The organism is Uniformispora flossi, from assembly GCF_049534875.1.
In the GTDB taxonomy this organism is placed as follows: domain Bacteria; phylum Actinomycetota; class Actinomycetes; order Streptomycetales; family Streptomycetaceae; genus Yinghuangia; species Yinghuangia aomiensis.
In genome coordinates this window covers 121,256-136,895 of sequence record NZ_JBMULZ010000017.1, presented here as the reverse complement: position 1 = coordinate 136,895, position 15,640 = coordinate 121,256, and the positions used below count along the sequence as shown (strand labels likewise).

Genomic DNA, 15,640 nt, shown 5'->3' with positions numbered 1-15,640 from the left:
GCCCTGCTCGGCCGATGGCCATCCGGTACGCCGACACAGGGCCGGCCGGAAAGGGAGACGAGTCGTCATGCGCGTCGTGATCGTGTACGAGAGCCTCTTCGGCAACACCCGTCGGATCGCCGAAGCCGTCAAAGAGGGGGTACGGCAGTCCCATCCCGGCGCGGACGTCGACTGCTTGCGCGTCCAGGAAGCAAACTCGGAACTGGTCGAGGCGGCCGATCTGCTCGTCGTCGGGGGCCCGACTCATATGCGGGGCATGACGTCCCGGATATCACGCAAGGCCGGCTTGCATACGATCAAGAAGGAAGCCGAGCAGAAGAAGCCACACCACGAGACCGAGCCCGACGCGGAGGGGCCCGGCGTGCGCGAGTGGTTCCAGCACCTGCCGAAGACCCACGGCAAGCTGCATGCCGCAGCGTTCGACACGCGCGCGGCCGCGCCGATGTCGGGCGGCGCCGCCCGCGGCATCGCCCGGAAGCTACGCCACCACGGATACGAACTCGCCTCCGAACCGCAGGGCTTCATCATCGAAGACGCGGAAGGGCCGCTGCGCGACGGCGAGCTGTCCCGAGCGCAGGCGTGGGGCGCAACGCTGAACTGACGGCGCGACGGGGCGACCGGGTACGCGCCGACGACCGCGGCGGCAGAGCCGGGTCGAACGGCTCCGGGACGTCACGCCGGAGCGCCGTCGGTCCCCTCTGCCGGCAGCCGGAGCCGGAACCGCGTGCGGCCGGGCCGGCTCGTCACGTCCACGGTTCCGCCGTGCGCCCCGACGACCGCGTGGACGATGGCGAGGCCGAGCCCGGTCCCGCCGCCGGTGCGGGTGCGCGACGCGTCGGCTCGGGTGAAGCGCTCGAAGAGGTTCGGCAGGAGTGCCTCGGGGATTCCCTGGCCGTCGTCCTCCACGGTCAATTCCACGTGTCCGACGGGGCCTTGGTGCGGTGTCGGCGGCGACAGCGCGACCGTCACCGTGGTGCCCGCCGGGGTGTGGGTGCCGGCATTCGCCAGCAGGTTGGCGACGACTTGGTGCAGGCTGTGCGGGTCGCCGGAAACTTCGACCGGCTCCGCGGGCAGGTCCAGGACCCAGCGGTGGCCGGGGCCGACCGTGCGGGCGTCGTCGACGGCGTCGAGGACCAGGCGACTCAGGTCGACGGGCTCGCAGGCCAGCGGGCGTCCGGCGTCCAGGCGGGCCAGCAGCAGGAGTTCGTCGACGAGGACACTCATCCGCCGCGACTCGGACTGGATCCGGTGGAGCGCGTTGCGGGCTTCCGTCGGCATGGGCTCGGGTCCGCGCAGCGCCAGTTCGGCGTGGGCGCGCACCGTCGCCACGGGGGTGCGCAGTTCGTGGCTCGCGTCCGCGGCGAAGCTGCGCAGGCGCTCCTCGCTGGCTTGGCGCCGCCGCAGCGCGTCGCCGACGTGGCCCATCATGCGGTTGAGTGCGGTGGCGACCTGGCCGACTTCGGTCCGCGGGTCGTCCACCTCGAGGGGGTCGGGCATGGCCACGTCGCCGCCGGCCAGCGGCAGCCGGGTGACCGCGGTGGCGGTGGCCGCGACGCGGCGCAGGGGGCGGAGGGTGAAGCCGACCCACCAGGCCGCCGCCGCGCCCGCGGCGATCAGGGCGATCCCGAACACGACGATCTCCACGGCCTCCAGCTTGTGGAGCGTCTCCTCGACCGGGTGCAGGGGGAGCCCGGTGACCAGGACGTCCCCGTCGTCGCCGGCGACGGCTTGCACGCGGTACTCGCCGAGGGCGGTGAGGCGGATGCTGCGGGCGGTGCCGTTCGGTGCGAGTCGCGCCAGTTCGCGCTGGTCGCCGGGGCTCAACGGCACCGCGACGTCGCTGCGTTCGCGCACCACAGCGGAGTCGGTGACCCGGCCGTCGAGCAGGCGTGCGCCGAACGTGCCTTCGGCCTGGCCGCGGGTGTCGGGGATGTTGTCGGCGTCCGGGCGTTCCTCGTGTTCCAGGCTGGCGGCGAACCGCCCGCCTGATGCGGTGAGCTGCTGGTCCAGGCGGCGGACGAGGAATCCTTCCAGGGCCAGGACGGTCGTGACGCCGACGGCGGCGCAGGCGAGCGCGAGCAGCACCACCAGTCCCGCGGTGAGTCTGCCACGGAGCGAACGCGGGAACCGGGGGCGCTTCACCGCGGAGTGCCCTTGGCATCGTGCGGCGGATCGTCGTTTGGTGTCTCCTTCAGGACGTAGCCCATGCCGCGGACGGTATGGATCAACGGGGGGCGCCCGGCGTCGATCTTCTTGCGGAGGTAGCTGATGTACAGCTCGACGACGTGCGCGCGGCCGCCGAAGTCGTACGACCACACGCGATCGAGGATCATTTCCTTCGGCAGGACGCGGCGAGGGTTGCGCATCAGGAACCGGAGCAGTTCGAACTCGGTGCGGGACAGGTCCACCGGACGGCCGCCGCGGGCGACCTCGCGGGCTTCTTCGTCCATCACCAGATCGGCGTACACCAGGCGCCGGTCTCCGGGGTCTCGGGTCATGCCCGCGCGCCGCACCAGGCCGCGCAGCCGCGCGAGCACCTCCTCGAGGCTGAACGGTTTGGTCACATAGTCGTCGCCGCCCGCGGTGATGCCCGCGATGCGGTCCTCGACGGCGTCGCGGGCAGTGAGGAAGAGCACGCACACCTCGGGTGCCCGTTCTCGGAGCCGGCGCAGCACGCTCAACCCGTCGGTGTCCGGGAGCATCCAGTCCAGGACGACCGCGTCGGGCGGCACCCGGGTGGCGCTCGCGACTGCGGACGCACCGTCGGCGGCAGTCTCCACCTGCCAGCCTTCGGCACGCAGGGCCGCACCGAGGACGGCGGTGAGGTCGGGTTCGTCGTCGACGACGAGGACGCGGACGGGGCTGCCGTCGGGGCGCCGCAGTATCGGGGCGAGGGGCGGTGTCTGCATGGTCTCCCCAGCATCGCGCGTCACGGTCGCCGTGCCCGGCTGCGAACCTCTGAGTTTCTTCTGAACAACCGGGACGGCCCCGGATTCACAGGCTTCTCTGAGGAACGCCGGGAAGGCTGGGAGCCAGTCGGCGGTCACCCGGACCACCCGTGCGGGTCGAGGAGGCGCCATGGCGAACCCGGCGCAGGCGGGGCATGCACCCGGGCCCCGACCGGGCACGCCCCGGCGGCATGCCGCGCCGGGCCCGGTCCCGGCGGCGCGGCGGATGGTTCCGGCCCTTGTCCAGGCCGCCATCTGGGGCGGTGGCGCCGCGGTCCTCGGACTGTGGTGGAGGCACACCCCGGCCGTGGTCGGCGCGGCCGACTGGCTGACCGGTGCGGGACGCCTCTTCGGGCTGCTCGCCGGCTACGCGTGCGCGATTCTCGTCCTGCTGATGGCGCGGATACCGGTCCTCGACCATGTGATCGGCACCGACCGGCTCGCCCGCTGGCACGCGACGGCCGGCCGCTTCACGATCGCGTTCATCGTGGCGCATGCCTTCTTCATCACCTGGGGCTACGCGGAAACGGACCACCGCGGGTTGGTGCCCGAAGGTGTCACGATCATCCGCGACTACCCGGAGATGCTCAAGACCGGGCTGGCCTTCCTGCTCTTTCTGGTGACCGCGGTGGTCTCCGCACGCTTCGCCAGGCGGCACATGCGGTACGAGACCTGGCACCTGCTGCACCTGGCCACCTACGCCGCGATCTTCCTCGCCTTCAGCCACCAGCTCGCGCTCGGCGCCGAATTCGTGGGCAACCGGGCGGCGCAGGCGGCGTGGTACGGCCTCTACGGGTGCGCCGCGGGCGCGGTGCTCTGGTACCGGTTCCTCACGCCGATCCGCTTCTCCCTGCGCCACCGCCTCCGCGTCACCGCGGTCCGGCCGGAAGCACCCGGCGTGGTCTCCGTCTACCTCACGGGTGAGCGGCTGGACGAACTGACCGCGCAGCCAGACCAGTTCTTCCGCTGGCGCTTCCTGGCGCCCAAGCTGTGGTGGGCGGCGAACCCGTACTCGCTGTCCGCGCCGCCGGACGGCCGCCACCTGCGGATCACCGTCAAGGCACTCGGCGGCCACAGCGCCGCGCTCGCCCGGCTCGCGCCGGGCACCCGGGTGCTGGCGGAGGGCCCGTACGGCGGCCTGACCGCGGAGCGGGCCCGTTCCGCGAAGTCGCTCCTGCTCGCCGGCGGTGTCGGCATCACCCCACTGCGTGCCCTCTTCGAGACGCTGCCCGGCGACGTCGTCCTCGTCTACTGGGCCCGCACCGCGCACGACCTGGCGCTGCGCGGCGAGTTGGACGCGATCGCCGCCGCGCGCGGGGCCCGCGTCTTGTACTCCGTCGACGAGCCGGCCGGATACCACCTTCCGCTCACCACCCGGACCTTGGCCCGGATGGTGCCGGACGTCGCCGAACGCGACGTCTTCCTGTGCGGCCCGCCCGGCATGACCGACGCGGCCCGTGCGGCCGTGCGGGACGCCGGAGTCCGGAGCGACCGCATCCACTACGAATCGTTCGCCCTATGAGCAGGCCCGGCATCCGCCGGCCGTGAGGAGGTCCGCACATGCGCGCCACCACCGTCGCCGCGGTGTCCAGCGCCGTGGGCGTCGTGCTGCTGCTGTCGATGAAGCCGCACCACGTGGCCACCGGCGCGGCCGCGTCGGGCCCGGCGACCCCGACAGGCAACAGCGCGGCGAACCCGCAGCCCGGCGCGTCGTCGACCACCGCGCCCGGCGGCGCCTCCTACGGCACCCGCACCGGCACCTTGACCGGGGACACGATCGACACGCGCTACGGCCCTGTCCAGGTCGCCGTGACCCTCACGGACGGCAAGGTGACCGGTGTCCAGGTCCTGCAGGTCCCCTCGGAGAACGGGCGCGACCGCAGCATCGCCGCGTCGGCGGTACCCAAGCTGACCAAGGAAGCCCTGGCGGCGCAGACCGCGCGCATCGACACGGTCTCCGGCGCCACCTACACCAGCGAGGGCTATATCCAGTCCTTGCAGAGCGCATTGGACCAGGCCCATGCCTGACGACCCGCCGGCCCACGGCACCACAACTGATCCGCTCCCCGGGTTCCGGCACGTGGAACACGTGATGGGCACGGTCTTCTCCTTCGACATCCGCGACCCCGACACACCCGCTCGCCGGGCCGCGCTCCGCGAGGCCGTCGCCATGCTGCACCGGGTGGACGAACTGTTCTCGACCTACAAGCCGGACAGCGTGATCAGCCGCCTCGCGCGGCACGACGTCACCCGCGGGGACATCCCGACCGTCGTGCACGAGGTCCTCGAACTCTGCGCGGAAGCGCACCTCCGCACCCGCGGATGCTTCAGCTACCGCCCCGGCGGAACCCTCGACCCGTCGGGCTTGGTGAAGGGCTGGGCGACCGAGCTGGCGTCCACGTTGCTCTACGCCTCCGGCGCCGTGAACACGAGTGTCAACGGCGGCGGTGACGTCCAGGTCCGCGGCGAAGCCGCACCCGGGCGAGCGTGGCGCATCGGCATCGCCGACCCCCGCGACCCCGCCCGGATCCTCACCACGGTCACCGGGCGCGACATCGCCGTCGCCACCTCCGGCACCGCCGAACGCGGCAGCCACATCATCGACCCGCGGACAGGTACTCCGGTGCCCGGCCTGGTCTCGGCCACGGTGACCGGCCCCCACTTGATGTGGGCCGACGTCTACGCCACCGCCGCGGTCGTCCTCGGCGACGAAGCCGAAGAATGGCTCACGGGCATCGACGGCTACGCACTCGCGTCGTTCGTCACCGCCCCGTCGCCCTGCCCGCACAGGGAGTAGAAGCAGCTCGGGACAAGGAGTACGGCCCCATGGCCAAACGCCGGTATCTGCGCGGAATTGCCGGTGCGATGCTCGCAGCGTCGGCCCTCGCGGTGCCCGCGGGACCCGCGTTCGGCGTCCCCCGGCCCCCGGCACCACCGACGAACCTCGCGGCGGCCACCGCAGTCGGGACCCACAACACGTACGCCCAGTCCGCTTACCACGTCCTGGCCCAGGCCTTGGACGCCGGCGGGAGCCTGATCGAGATCGACGCCTGGGCCCACCCGGCGCGCGGGGACTGGACGGTCAGCCACACCCGTATGCAGGGCAACCAGAACAACTGCGTCGCGGCGCGCACCGCGGGCGGCCTCTACACGGGCGCGGACGACCAAGGACTCGGCACGTGCCTGGACAACCTGCGGATCTGGCTCGACACGCACCCCGACCGCGGCCCCTTCCTGGTCAAGATCGAGCTGAAAGACGGCTTCGCCGGGGCGAACGGCAACGGCCCCGCCGCACTGGACGCCGTGATCGCCGGACACCTCGGCAGCCACGCCTTCCGGCCCGTGGACCTCCTGCGAAGCCCCTCCGGCGGCATGTTCCCCGATCCCACGACCGCCGCGCAGGCGGACAACTGGCCCGCCAGGACGGCACTCCGGGGCAAGGTGATCGTCGAACTGATCCCCGGCACCTACGAGCGGAGCACCACACCGCCCGCCCAATGGTCCGACGCCGCCTACGCCACCAGCCTCCGCAACCGGGCCGCGACCGGCACCCTCGCCACCGCACAGGCATTCCCCGCCGTGCTGAACGCCCAACCCGGCGATCCCCGCACCCGCTACCCCGACGCCTCCATACGGCCGTGGTTCGTCGTCTTCGACGCCGACGCCGACGTCTACCTCGACCACGCCGACACCACCTGGTACGAACGCAACCACTTCCTCGTCGTCCTGACCAACGCCCACGATCCCGAGCCCGCGATGAACCGCACCCAGCCCAAGGCCGCTGCCGCCGCGGCCCGGGTCGCCCGCCTGGCCGCCGCCGGGGCGTCCTTCGTCTCGACCGACTGGAGCACCACCCACCCGGTGCTGTCGGCCCTCCTCCCCCGCGGCTGAAGCCGGTCTCCGACCCTGGTCATCTCGCCGGCCATCGGCCCCGACGGCCGTTCCCTCGCCGCCGGGGGGCAGGTAGGCGGCTCAGTCCGGGAGCGGCGGGTTCGCGGTGACGCTGCGCGGAGGCCGCCCTGCGATGGGCACTTCGGCCCTTCCGCGGCCCCGGGTGACGGGCGACGCTGAAAACCTGGCGAGGCTCGGAAATGATCCGGGAGGTGGCGGACATGCTGACATCGGCAGTGTCTGCGTACGGCGGCCATATGGACGGAGACGGCACCGCGTGGATGTGGGTGGTGGGGCCGCTGATGATGGTGGTACTGCTGGCCCTGCTCGGCGTGCTGATCTGGTGGCTGGTCGGACTCGCGAACCGGCGGACGGAGCAAGCCGACACCCCCGTCCACCCGCAGCCTTCCACCCCCGAGGACATCGCCGCGGCACGCTACGCCCGCGGCGAGATCGGCGCCCAGGAGTACCGGGACATCATCGCCAACCTGCGCGGCCGCCCCGACGGTTCGCCCTGACGATCCCGCGAACGCGCGCCCGAACGGCCCGGGCCTCCGGGCCGTTCGGCCCTGATTGTCCGGGGCCGCGCCTCGCAGACTGGATTCCGCAAGGCAACTCCCATCACCACACTTGGAGTTCGCGATGATCGAGCCTACCGGCCTGCTTCGGGGCCACGTAGTCGCCGCGGTCGACGGATCGCCTGCCGCCGACAACGCCGTCGACTGGGCCGCCGACGAAGCCGCCGTGCGCGGCGTCCCGTTGGAACTGCTCCATGCCTGGGACTGGAAGGCATACGAGGCAAGCGACTGGTACGGCCACCACCTCCACCACCAGGGCACCGAGCTGCTCCGAGCCGCCGCCGAGCGCGCCCGGCACCGCCGCCCCCAAATCGAGGTCACCAACTCGATGCCGCACGGCCCCGCGGACGAGATCCTCGACGAGGCGGCAGGCCGGGCAGGCCTGCTGGTCATGGGCAGCCGCGGGCTCGGCGGCTTCTCCGGCCTGCTGCTCGGCTCACGCAGCCGGCATGCGGCGGCGCAACGGCTGTGCCCGCTCCTGGTGGTCCGAGCCGGAGCCGACGGCGACACGGAACCGCCCTACGACGAGGACTACTTCCGCATCGACAAGGACGCGGTCGTGGTCGGCGTCGCCGATGATTCGTGCCGTCCGGCCGTCGAAGCCGCATTTGCCGAGGCCGCGTGGCGCGGCGCGCGCGTTCACGCGGTCCACGCCTGGTCGTTCCCGGACCTGCCCGCGTACGGCGCCGCTGCCGCATTCGCACCCACCGCCGACGCCGTCCGCACCTGCGAGGCCAACGGCGAAGCCGTCCTCGCGCAGACCGTGGACCCGGTACGGGAGAGCCATCCGGACGTGGAGGCCGTCGCGGACGTCGTCAACGGGCACCGGGCCCGCGTCATGGTCGACGCTTCGCGCGGCGCGGCCATGGTCGTCCTGGCCGCCCACCGGCGCCCGGGCCGCGTCGGGCGCCAACTGGGCCCGGTCACCCACGCGCTTCTCCACCACGCGCACGCGCCGGTGCTGCTCGTCCCCGTGGACTGAGAGCGTGAGCGGTGGGCCAAGGCGGGCCAAGCAGTCACGCATCCCCCCTGTGCGCCCCGGTCGGCACCAGCCGCACCGGGGCGTCGGCGTGTTCCAACAGCGCGTGCGTTCCGGGACCGAGACGCCGGGCACGCTCGCCGCGCCGCGGATGCGTGGCGATGACGACTCGCACGGTCATCGCAGACTCCGCACCGGTCGGGTTTCGGTCGGCGTCTCGGTTCGCCGCCATCGCGGCTCCGGCCGGTCCGGCGCCGGCAGGGGAACCACCAGCACCGGGCACTGCGCGTGCCCCAGCACAGCGCGGGTGACGGGGCCGAGATGCGGCCCCGGATGCGGCCCGGGACCCGGCGGGCGGCGTGCGCCGATCACCAGCAGGTCGGCCGCGCGGGACGCGGCGACGAGGGCGTGCTCGGCGCTGTCACGGACGACGTCCTCGCGGATCCGCACACCCTCCGACGGGGGGAGTGCCTTCACAACCGCGGCAAGACGCATGCGGGCCTGGGCGCGGGCCACCGCGGCGAAGTCGATTCCGCGGCGCGCGAGGCCACGGGCGCGCATACCCGCGGGCACGGTCCACGCGTGCATGGCAAGCAGCCGCATGCCGCGCAACCGTGCTTCCTCCAACCCGAGTTCCACGGCAGGTCGACAGGCAGCGCCGGAGACTCCGACGAGTACCCGGCGGCGGAATCGCGCGGGGGCGCCGCCGTTCCCGCGCACGATGAGGACCGGGCACGACGCGTGGCCCGCGAGGGACCGGCTCACCGAACCGACCAGCAGGCCGTGTGCGGTGCCGAGTCCGCGGGCGCCGACCACGACGAGCGCGGCGTCGCGTGCGGCGTCCAGCAACGCGCCCACCGGAGTCGCCCGGACGACGGCCGTCACGACCGGGGGCGGGCGCTCCCCCGCCCGGGCCTCCGCGGCGGCACGGTCGACCACGCCGTGGGCCGCGGCGTACCCGGCGGGAGCCGGTCCGCCCTCGTAGACGGCCGGATCGGCGGCGTGCAGGACGATCAGCCGGGTGCCGCGACGTGCGGCCTCCTCCGCGGCCACCGCGACGGCGAGATCCGCGGACGGCGAGCCGTCGACGCCGACCACGACGGGGGCTTCCGGACGATCCGGCGGGGGTATTGCGGAGCGGTCCATGACGGGGGTTCCTCGGGAAAAGAGCGGCGGGCAGCTACGACGAAGGCGCGTCCGCCCTCGCGCGGACGACGTCGTCCAGACCACGCCGCGGGGTCGGGCGGACGTCGACGCCCATGCCGAGCCGGAGGATCATCTGCGGGTTGCCGTAGTGCTTGGCGCCGGAACCGATTTCGACCCGCAGGTCCGGGTCTTCGAGCGGCTGGTTCGCGAACGACGCGGCGATGCCGTAGCGGGTGCCGACGGCCAGGACGTGGAGCAGCGCGCGTCCGGCGGTGACCCAGTCGCGCGGGCCGTCGCCGGAGGTTTCCAGGACCGCGAGCACCGGACGCTGCTCGAACGCGGCCGTGCCGCGTTCGGGTACGTCGTGGCCGGCGGCCAGGTCGCGGACCGCCCCGGTCGGCTCCGCGGGCAGCGGGCCGAGGCTGCCGGCCGGGACGCCGTCGAGCCGGTGCGCTTGGTCCGGGGGGTCGATCCAGTGGTCGCGCTCCTCGCGGAGATGCTCGGCCTCCCGGCCGGTGGCCTCGCGGATCGCGGTGAGCAGGGACTCGTAAGCCGGTTCGCGTTCGACCACCCGCAGCCAGGTTCCTTCGTCGCGCGCGGCATCGCGCATGCGTTCGAGGAACAGGGGTGCGATCGGTTCGTCGCGGAACGGGGCGCGGTTCGTGCGACGGCTCGGCAGCGCCCAGTAGAGCGGTTCGAGGCGCGGGTCCGGGAGGGCCGCGGTCACGCGCAGCCGTGCCGAGAACAGCGGATCGTCGGCCTCCGGCACCAGGTCCGTCTCGGTGCCGAGGCCGAGCGATGCGTAGCCGAGCTGGGCGCCGAACGCGGCCGCGCCGCAGGCGATGTGCGCTTCGCGGCCGCTCGGGTCGCTGTGCGTCAGGACCCGGTCGCGGTCGACGTGGATCTCCACGTCGTCGCCCTCCCAACGGAACCACCATGGCTGGGTGTTGTGCTTCGACGGGGCCGAGGTCGCGGCCCGCAGGATGCGTTCGCGCTGCTTCGGGGTCAGGGTCGAGGTCGTCATGGTCCACCTCCGGCGGGCTGCGGAGACTCGGGGGCCTCCGTCTTTCCAACATGCCTCGGCGGGCTCCCGGCCCCCCAGGGGCGACCCGCCCGGCCGACCGGGCCGAACGGCCCGGCGGCGATCCGGGTCGAAGGCCGGGTCCACCGGGGATCAGCCGCGGAACAGGACGACCTTCAAAGCCCCCGAGTCGGCCGCGCGTGCGAACACGTCGTAGGCATCCTGCATCTCGTCGAGCCCGAAGCGGTGGGTGACCAGTCCGGAGGTGTCCAAGCGCCCGGCCGCGAGCATGTCGAGGAGCATTGGAGTGCTGCTGGTGTCGACCAGACCTGTGGTGACGGTGATGTTCTTGATCCACAGGTCTTCGAGGTGCAGCGTGGCGGGCCGTCCGTGCACGCCGATGTTGGCGATGTGCCCTTCCGGGCGGACCAGGCGGGTGCACAGCTCGAAGGTTTGCGGGACGCCGACGGCTTCTATCGCGACGTGCGCGCCGAATCCGTCGGTGGTCAAGGCCCGCACGGTCTCCTCGGGGTCCTGCTCGGGCGTGATCGTCACGTCCGCGCCGAACCGCTTGGCCGCCTCCAGCCGCCCCGCGTCGGGGTCGACGGCGATGATCCGCGCGGGCGTGTACAGGCGCGCCATGATCACGGCGGCGAGACCGATCGGCCCCGCGCCCACGATGACCACGGTGTCCCCGGGGCCGACGCGGCCGTTGCGGATGCCGACTTCGTACGACGTGGGCAGGATGTCGGCGAGCAGCACCGCGGCCTCGTCCGGCACGCTGTCCGGCAGCTTGTGCAGCGAGTTGTCCGCGAACGGCGTGCGCACGAGTTCGGCCTGTGTGCCGTCGATCCGGTGGCCGAGGATCCAGCCTCCACCGCCCGTGCATTGGCCGTAGGATGCCGCCTTGCAGTAGCGGCAGCGCCCGCACGCCGAGATGCACGAGACGAGGACGCGGTCCCCGGCCCGGGCGTTCCGGACGGCGGACCCGGTCTCGACCACCGTGCCGACCGCCTCGTGGCCGAGTACCCGGCCCGGTTCGACCTCGGGCACGTCACCCTTGAGGATGTGCAGGTCCGTTCCGCAGATCGTGACGGCGTCGACGCGGACGATCGCGTCCTCCGAGTCCGTGACGACGGGATCGGCGACGTCTTCCCAACTGCGGCGGCCCGGCCCGTGGTAGATCAGCGCCTTCATGGGGATCACTCCGTTCGAGGCGGCGCTCTCGTTTCCCGGCCCCGGTGGCCCCGCCCCGGGTCCTGATTCGAGCGTCTCGCCGAACGTCCGACGGTCGTAGGGCCGATCGGCCCACGGCATCGGTTCCCGCGGGTCAGAGCGGGCCGTGCGGGTGCGCCTGATGCACCTCGGTGGCGAACACGGCGGCCTGCACGCGGCGTTCCAGGCCGAGCTTGCCGAGCAGGGCCGAGACGTAGTTCTTGACGGTCTTCTCGGCGAGCTGCATCTTCTGCGCGATCTGCCGGTTGGTGAGGCCCTCGGTGACGAATTCCAGGACTTCGCGTTCCCGCGGCGACAGGTCGGCCAGCCGGGGGTCGACGGTGGTGCCGGTGCGCACCCGCTCCAGGACCTTCGCGGTGATGCCGGGGTCGAGCAGCGACTGCCCGGCGGCCACCCGCCGGATGCCGTCCACGAGGTCGGTGCCGCGGATCTGCTTGAGGACGTAGCCGGCCGCCCCGGCCATGATCGCCGCGAACAGCGCGTCCTCGTCGTCGTACGAGGTCAGGATCAGCGCCTGGATCTCCGGGAACCGGGACCGCACTTCGCGGCAGACGTCGATGCCGCTGCCGTCCGGGAGCCGCCCGTCGAGGACCGCGACGTCCGGGCTCAGCGCGGGGATCCGTCGGATCGCCTCTTGCGCGGACGCGGATTCGCCGACCACCTCGATGTCGGGTTCGGCGCCGAGCAGATCGGCCAAGCCGCGCCGGACGATCTCGTGGTCGTCGAGCAGGAACACACGGATTGGGGCGCTCATCGCTCCTCATCTCTTCCGCTGCCGCGGCTTCCAGTCTCTCAGGACGGTCCGGTGCGGTCACGCATGAGCGCGGATCAGCACCGCGAGGACGCCGAGCAGGTCGTGGTCGGTGACCACGCCCAGCGGCGCACCCGTCGACGCGACCACCACGAGTGCGTCCACGCCCAGCTCGCGCATGCGCACCGCCGCGGCGACGACGTCGGTGTCCGGGGAGAGGAACACCTGCTCCGCGGGTGCGGCCGTCCGCCCGGCCTGCCGGTTCTTCAGCCCGATCGGGTCCATGGCCCAGGTGGCCGCGACGTCGCGGTCGGACAGGATCCCGTGGGCACGGCCGCCGCGGGTGACCACGAGGTGGCGCAGACCGCGGGTCAGCATGACGTCCATGGCCGTCCACAGGTTGTCCGACGTGTCGACGGCGACGACGGGGCCGTGCATCACGTCCGAAACCCGGGGCGGCGCGGCCCGCGTCGGAGCGGTGCGGGTGGCCGGCTCGGGTGCGGTGGTGGTGTCCATGGTGTTCTCCACGCGTCGCGGACGGCGGGTCCGCCGTCATGCTTCGAGCCTCCCGCGCGCGCCGCACCGCCTCCAGGGCCGTTCGGCCCTGTCCGGTGACGACTCGCCCGAAATTCGCGACGGGAGGGCCAACCGGCCATTCGACCCGAAGCCGCAGGCCGATCTCCCCTGCCGACGAACTCCCTTGCGGCCACAGAGTTTTGCCCGGACAGGACGGAAGGCGCCAATCCACACGGCCCTCACCGTCCGCGCACCACCGCTCGGAACAGCGCGACCCGCCGCTCATCCGACCCGCTGCCGGGCCCCACGGCCCAGCGGCCCGCGCAAGGGGGAACCACCATGGCCACACCGCACACCCCACACCTCGCCGGCCGGCTGCACCTGCCCCGCCGCACGCGTACGGCCGGCGGTCGCGCGGCCGCCGTCAGCACCACCGCGTTCCGCGACGCGGCCGTCGCCGGGTTCCGCGTCGTCCTCGGCTTCGTCTTCCTGTGGGCTTTCCTCGACAAGTCGTTCGGCCTCGGCTACGCGACCCGAGCCGGACGAGGGTGGGTCGACGGCGGTTCGCCGACCAAGGGGTTCCTCAGCCACGTCGACGCCGGACCCATGGCATCCACCCTGCGCGGCTGGGCGGGCGAGACCTGGGCCGACTGGCTCTTCATGGCCGGGCTCCTCGGCATCGGAGTCGCGCTGACCCTGGGCATCGGGCTCCGCATCGCCGCGGTGTCCGGCACGGCGATGATGGCGCTGATGTGGATCGCCGAATGGCCGCCCGCCAAACACACGGGCGAGGGCACGCTCACCGCGTCCACCAACCCGTTCGCGGACTACCACTTCGTCTACGCCTTGGCCCTCGTCGTCCTCGCCGCCGTGGCCGCCGGCAGCCGCTACGGACTCGGCGCCTGGTGGGCGCGGCAGCCGCTGGTGCGGCGATACGGCTGGCTGCGCTGACACCCCGGTGCCCGGGCCGATCGGCCCGGGCACGGCAGGCCGTCCGCCCCAAGCCCACGGCTGCGGCCCCGGCAAGACTGGAAACAGAACGAAGGCAACCGCGCCACGGCGGCCGACCACTGCCCGCCGCCAAGCCTTCCGACGGCACAACTCGACCTAGGGGTCCGCCATGAGTGCCAAGGACGAACGCCCGAGGCCCCGCCCTCCGGGTCGGCTCCGCCGCCATCTGCGCCGCAATCCGCTCCGCACGCGCGCCCGGACCTGGCACGAGATGTTCGCCGTATGCATCGTCCTGCTGGCGCTCGCGCTGCCCGTTCTCGGCGTCCTGGCAGGCCGCGCCCAAGCGGGCGACGAAGAGGCCCGGCAGCGTATTCTCCGTCAGCACCAGCGCCCGGTGACCGCTGTGCTGCGGGAAGATGTGTACACCATCGGCATGTCCACGGCCGCGACGACCGAGTCCGAGGCCACGGTGTCGTGGGTCGCCTCCGACGGAACTTCGCACACAGGCCAGGCGATGGTCCGGGCGCGGCCGCGTCGGGGACACCACCACGATCTGGCTCGACGCCGCGGGCCGCCCGGTGACTCCGCCGCCGAGCCACGACCGGATCGTCATGGACGCGGTGGGCATCGGGATCGCCACCACGATAGGCGGGGCAGGAGTCTTGGCCGTGGTGTACGGCGCCGAAGCCGCCCTCTTCATGCGCTTGCGCGAGGCCGCATGGGCGAAGGATTGGTCCCACACCGCGCCGTTGTGGACCAGCAGGGCGTAGCTCGAAGCGGCAGAACGGACTCGATGGGCTTGTCCCAGGGCCTTCCCGCGGTCTCGCTCGCGGTCAGTCCGGGAGCAGCCGTGGACGGCCCGACCCGTGATAGCGCGGCTCGGCGTCGGTCACGCCCGCACCCGCGCCGCCGAGCAGCGCGGCGAGAATCCCGAGCATGTCGTGGTCGGTGACGACCCCGAGCGGCCGTTTGGCCGAATCCACGACCACGAGTGCGTCGACACCCGCCGCCCGCATGCGGTTCGCCGCGGTCAGCACGTCGACGTCCGGACTGACGGACCGGCTTGCCGGGCCGACGATGTCACCGACGCGCGTGTGCTTGAGTCCCAGCGGGTTCACCGCCCACACCGCGGCCAGCTCGCGATCGACCAGCATGCCGCGCACCTCGTCGACTTTCACCACGACCAAGTGGCGCAGCCCACGGTTCAGCATCAGGTCCATCGCGTCCCACAGCATGCCGTCGGCGTCCACCGACACCACGGGACCGTGCATTACCGAGCCGACCGAGGGCACTTCGATCCGGGGTTCCGAAGACCGAGCCGGCTTCTCGACTGCGCTGCGCATGGCGGCCTCCTCGTACGGCCCCGAGGGCACCCCCTCACCACCAGCGTCCGGAGTCCGCGGCCGCTCCGCCAGGGCCGAACGGCCCGGCATGCGGCCGGGCCCGTGCCTACGCCGGTTCCCCGCCCCCGTCCACGACCCACGCGGATGAAGAACTCCGCTGTGGCATCGGCGTCTTCCGGGTCCATGACGAGATTTCAGCGGCCTGGGGCGCCGGAGGAATCACCCCCGAGCGGTGTGGCGCATGCAACACTTATTTACAGGCGTCAGATAATTATTGACC

Annotated in this window: 18 protein-coding genes; 9 read left to right on the top strand and 9 right to left on the bottom strand. The window is 72.7% G+C overall.

All coding sequences use genetic code 11. From position 1 onward, the window contains the following. Positions 1 to 67: 67 nt before the first annotated feature. Positions 68 to 601: a flavodoxin family protein gene (locus tag ACPA54_RS30250; protein WP_423534576.1), complete on the top strand. Its 534-nt coding sequence runs from the start codon at positions 68 to 70 to the stop codon at positions 599 to 601. A gap of 71 nt (positions 602 to 672) precedes the next feature. On the opposite strand, the gene ACPA54_RS30245 is transcribed toward ACPA54_RS30250, so the two are convergent. Together ACPA54_RS30245 and ACPA54_RS30240 are read right to left on the bottom strand one after the other, a co-directional pair. Further along, positions 673 to 2,142: a sensor histidine kinase gene (locus tag ACPA54_RS30245; RefSeq protein ID WP_423534575.1), complete on the bottom strand. Its 1,470-nt coding sequence runs from the start codon at positions 2,140 to 2,142 to the stop codon at positions 673 to 675. Continuing rightward, positions 2,139 to 2,909 (bottom strand): response regulator transcription factor, encoded by a 771-nt coding sequence (locus ACPA54_RS30240; protein ID WP_423534574.1) that lies wholly within the window; start codon positions 2,907 to 2,909, stop codon positions 2,139 to 2,141. Before ACPA54_RS30240 ends, ACPA54_RS30245 begins: the two co-directional genes overlap by 4 nt. 169 nt (positions 2,910 to 3,078) lie before the next feature. Between ACPA54_RS30240 and ACPA54_RS30235 the strand changes: the two genes are divergently transcribed. The 6 genes from ACPA54_RS30235 to ACPA54_RS30210 all read left to right on the top strand — a co-directional run bounded on the left by ACPA54_RS30235 (position 3,079) and on the right by ACPA54_RS30210 (position 8,399). After that, complete coding sequence (locus ACPA54_RS30235) at positions 3,079 to 4,470, top strand: ferredoxin reductase family protein (RefSeq protein WP_423534573.1); 1,392 nt, start codon at positions 3,079 to 3,081, stop codon at positions 4,468 to 4,470. Between the two features lie 38 nt (positions 4,471 to 4,508). Then, positions 4,509 to 4,976, top strand: a complete 468-nt coding sequence (locus ACPA54_RS30230; protein WP_423534572.1) for an FMN-binding protein — start codon at positions 4,509 to 4,511, stop codon at positions 4,974 to 4,976. Beyond that, a complete protein-coding gene (locus ACPA54_RS30225; RefSeq protein ID WP_423534571.1) occupies positions 4,969 to 5,745 on the top strand; it encodes an FAD:protein FMN transferase in 777 nt (258 codons plus the stop codon). Before ACPA54_RS30230 ends, ACPA54_RS30225 begins: the two co-directional genes overlap by 8 nt. A 29-nt stretch (positions 5,746 to 5,774) precedes the next feature. Then, entirely contained in the window at positions 5,775 to 6,839 is a 1,065-nt protein-coding gene (locus ACPA54_RS30220) for a PI-PLC domain-containing protein (RefSeq protein ID WP_423534570.1), read from the top strand. Between the two features lie 221 nt (positions 6,840 to 7,060). After that, entirely contained in the window at positions 7,061 to 7,357 is a 297-nt protein-coding gene (locus ACPA54_RS30215; RefSeq protein ID WP_423534569.1) for an SHOCT domain-containing protein, read from the top strand. A 124-nt stretch (positions 7,358 to 7,481) separates the two neighbouring features. Further along, positions 7,482 to 8,399 (top strand): universal stress protein, encoded by a 918-nt coding sequence (locus tag ACPA54_RS30210; protein WP_423534568.1) that lies wholly within the window; start codon positions 7,482 to 7,484, stop codon positions 8,397 to 8,399. A 34-nt stretch (positions 8,400 to 8,433) separates the two neighbouring features. On the opposite strand, the gene ACPA54_RS30205 is transcribed toward ACPA54_RS30210, so the two are convergent. The 6 genes from ACPA54_RS30205 to ACPA54_RS30180 all read right to left on the bottom strand — a co-directional run bounded on the left by ACPA54_RS30205 (position 8,434) and on the right by ACPA54_RS30180 (position 13,066). Beyond that, positions 8,434 to 8,577, bottom strand: a complete 144-nt coding sequence (locus ACPA54_RS30205) for a hypothetical protein (RefSeq protein ID WP_423534567.1) — start codon at positions 8,575 to 8,577, stop codon at positions 8,434 to 8,436. Beyond that, positions 8,574 to 9,542, bottom strand: a complete 969-nt coding sequence (locus ACPA54_RS30200) for a universal stress protein (RefSeq protein ID WP_423534566.1) — start codon at positions 9,540 to 9,542, stop codon at positions 8,574 to 8,576. The genes ACPA54_RS30205 and ACPA54_RS30200 overlap by 4 nt, the downstream gene beginning before the upstream one ends. 34 nt (positions 9,543 to 9,576) lie before the next feature. Beyond that, a complete protein-coding gene (locus ACPA54_RS30195) occupies positions 9,577 to 10,566 on the bottom strand; it encodes an Acg family FMN-binding oxidoreductase (RefSeq protein WP_423534565.1) in 990 nt (329 codons plus the stop codon). A 150-nt stretch (positions 10,567 to 10,716) separates the two neighbouring features. Then, positions 10,717 to 11,760 carry a zinc-dependent alcohol dehydrogenase family protein gene (locus tag ACPA54_RS30190; RefSeq protein WP_423534564.1) on the bottom strand — a complete coding sequence of 348 codons (1,044 nt, stop codon included), beginning with the start codon at positions 11,758 to 11,760 and terminating at the stop codon, positions 10,717 to 10,719. 133 nt (positions 11,761 to 11,893) lie between these two features. Next, positions 11,894 to 12,553 carry a response regulator gene (locus ACPA54_RS30185; protein WP_423534563.1) on the bottom strand — a complete coding sequence of 220 codons (660 nt, stop codon included), beginning with the start codon at positions 12,551 to 12,553 and terminating at the stop codon, positions 11,894 to 11,896. A 57-nt stretch (positions 12,554 to 12,610) separates the two neighbouring features. Beyond that, a complete protein-coding gene (locus tag ACPA54_RS30180; protein ID WP_423534562.1) occupies positions 12,611 to 13,066 on the bottom strand; it encodes a CBS domain-containing protein in 456 nt (151 codons plus the stop codon). Positions 13,067 to 13,405: 339 nt separating this feature from the next. On the opposite strand from ACPA54_RS30180, the gene ACPA54_RS30175 reads away from it, so the two are divergent. Then, complete coding sequence (locus ACPA54_RS30175; RefSeq protein ID WP_423534561.1) at positions 13,406 to 14,017, top strand: hypothetical protein; 612 nt, start codon at positions 13,406 to 13,408, stop codon at positions 14,015 to 14,017. A 578-nt stretch (positions 14,018 to 14,595) separates the two neighbouring features. Beyond that, positions 14,596 to 14,787 (top strand): hypothetical protein, encoded by a 192-nt coding sequence (locus ACPA54_RS30170; RefSeq protein WP_423534560.1) that lies wholly within the window; start codon positions 14,596 to 14,598, stop codon positions 14,785 to 14,787. A 63-nt stretch (positions 14,788 to 14,850) separates the two neighbouring features. Here the strand turns inward: ACPA54_RS30170 and ACPA54_RS30165 are convergent, their stop codons facing one another. After that, positions 14,851 to 15,360 carry a CBS domain-containing protein gene (locus ACPA54_RS30165; RefSeq protein ID WP_423534559.1) on the bottom strand — a complete coding sequence of 170 codons (510 nt, stop codon included), beginning with the start codon at positions 15,358 to 15,360 and terminating at the stop codon, positions 14,851 to 14,853. Positions 15,361 to 15,640: the final 280 nt, after the last annotated feature.

Excerpts from the sequence above, each read along its gene's own strand:
- ACPA54_RS30190 (WP_423534564.1), bottom strand. The coding sequence starts at position 11,760 with ATGAAGGCGCTGATCTACCACGGGCCGGGCCGCCGCAGTTGGGAAGAC.
- ACPA54_RS30205 (WP_423534567.1), bottom strand. The coding sequence starts at position 8,577 with ATGACCGTGCGAGTCGTCATCGCCACGCATCCGCGGCGCGGCGAGCGT.
- ACPA54_RS30175 (WP_423534561.1), top strand. The coding sequence starts at position 13,406 with ATGGCCACACCGCACACCCCACACCTCGCCGGCCGGCTGCACCTGCCC.
- ACPA54_RS30235 (WP_423534573.1), top strand. The coding sequence starts at position 3,079 with ATGGCGAACCCGGCGCAGGCGGGGCATGCACCCGGGCCCCGACCGGGC.
- ACPA54_RS30215 (WP_423534569.1), top strand. The coding sequence starts at position 7,061 with ATGCTGACATCGGCAGTGTCTGCGTACGGCGGCCATATGGACGGAGAC.
- ACPA54_RS30195 (WP_423534565.1), bottom strand. The coding sequence starts at position 10,566 with ATGACGACCTCGACCCTGACCCCGAAGCAGCGCGAACGCATCCTGCGG.
- ACPA54_RS30230 (WP_423534572.1), top strand. The coding sequence starts at position 4,509 with ATGCGCGCCACCACCGTCGCCGCGGTGTCCAGCGCCGTGGGCGTCGTG.
- ACPA54_RS30240 (WP_423534574.1), bottom strand. The coding sequence starts at position 2,909 with ATGCAGACACCGCCCCTCGCCCCGATACTGCGGCGCCCCGACGGCAGC.
- ACPA54_RS30225 (WP_423534571.1), top strand. The coding sequence starts at position 4,969 with ATGCCTGACGACCCGCCGGCCCACGGCACCACAACTGATCCGCTCCCC.
- ACPA54_RS30210 (WP_423534568.1), top strand. The coding sequence starts at position 7,482 with ATGATCGAGCCTACCGGCCTGCTTCGGGGCCACGTAGTCGCCGCGGTC.
- ACPA54_RS30220 (WP_423534570.1), top strand. The coding sequence starts at position 5,775 with ATGGCCAAACGCCGGTATCTGCGCGGAATTGCCGGTGCGATGCTCGCA.
- ACPA54_RS30180 (WP_423534562.1), bottom strand. The coding sequence starts at position 13,066 with ATGGACACCACCACCGCACCCGAGCCGGCCACCCGCACCGCTCCGACG.
- ACPA54_RS30250 (WP_423534576.1), top strand. The coding sequence starts at position 68 with ATGCGCGTCGTGATCGTGTACGAGAGCCTCTTCGGCAACACCCGTCGG.
- ACPA54_RS30185 (WP_423534563.1), bottom strand. The coding sequence starts at position 12,553 with ATGAGCGCCCCAATCCGTGTGTTCCTGCTCGACGACCACGAGATCGTC.
- ACPA54_RS30200 (WP_423534566.1), bottom strand. The coding sequence starts at position 9,542 with ATGGACCGCTCCGCAATACCCCCGCCGGATCGTCCGGAAGCCCCCGTC.
- ACPA54_RS30165 (WP_423534559.1), bottom strand. The coding sequence starts at position 15,360 with ATGCGCAGCGCAGTCGAGAAGCCGGCTCGGTCTTCGGAACCCCGGATC.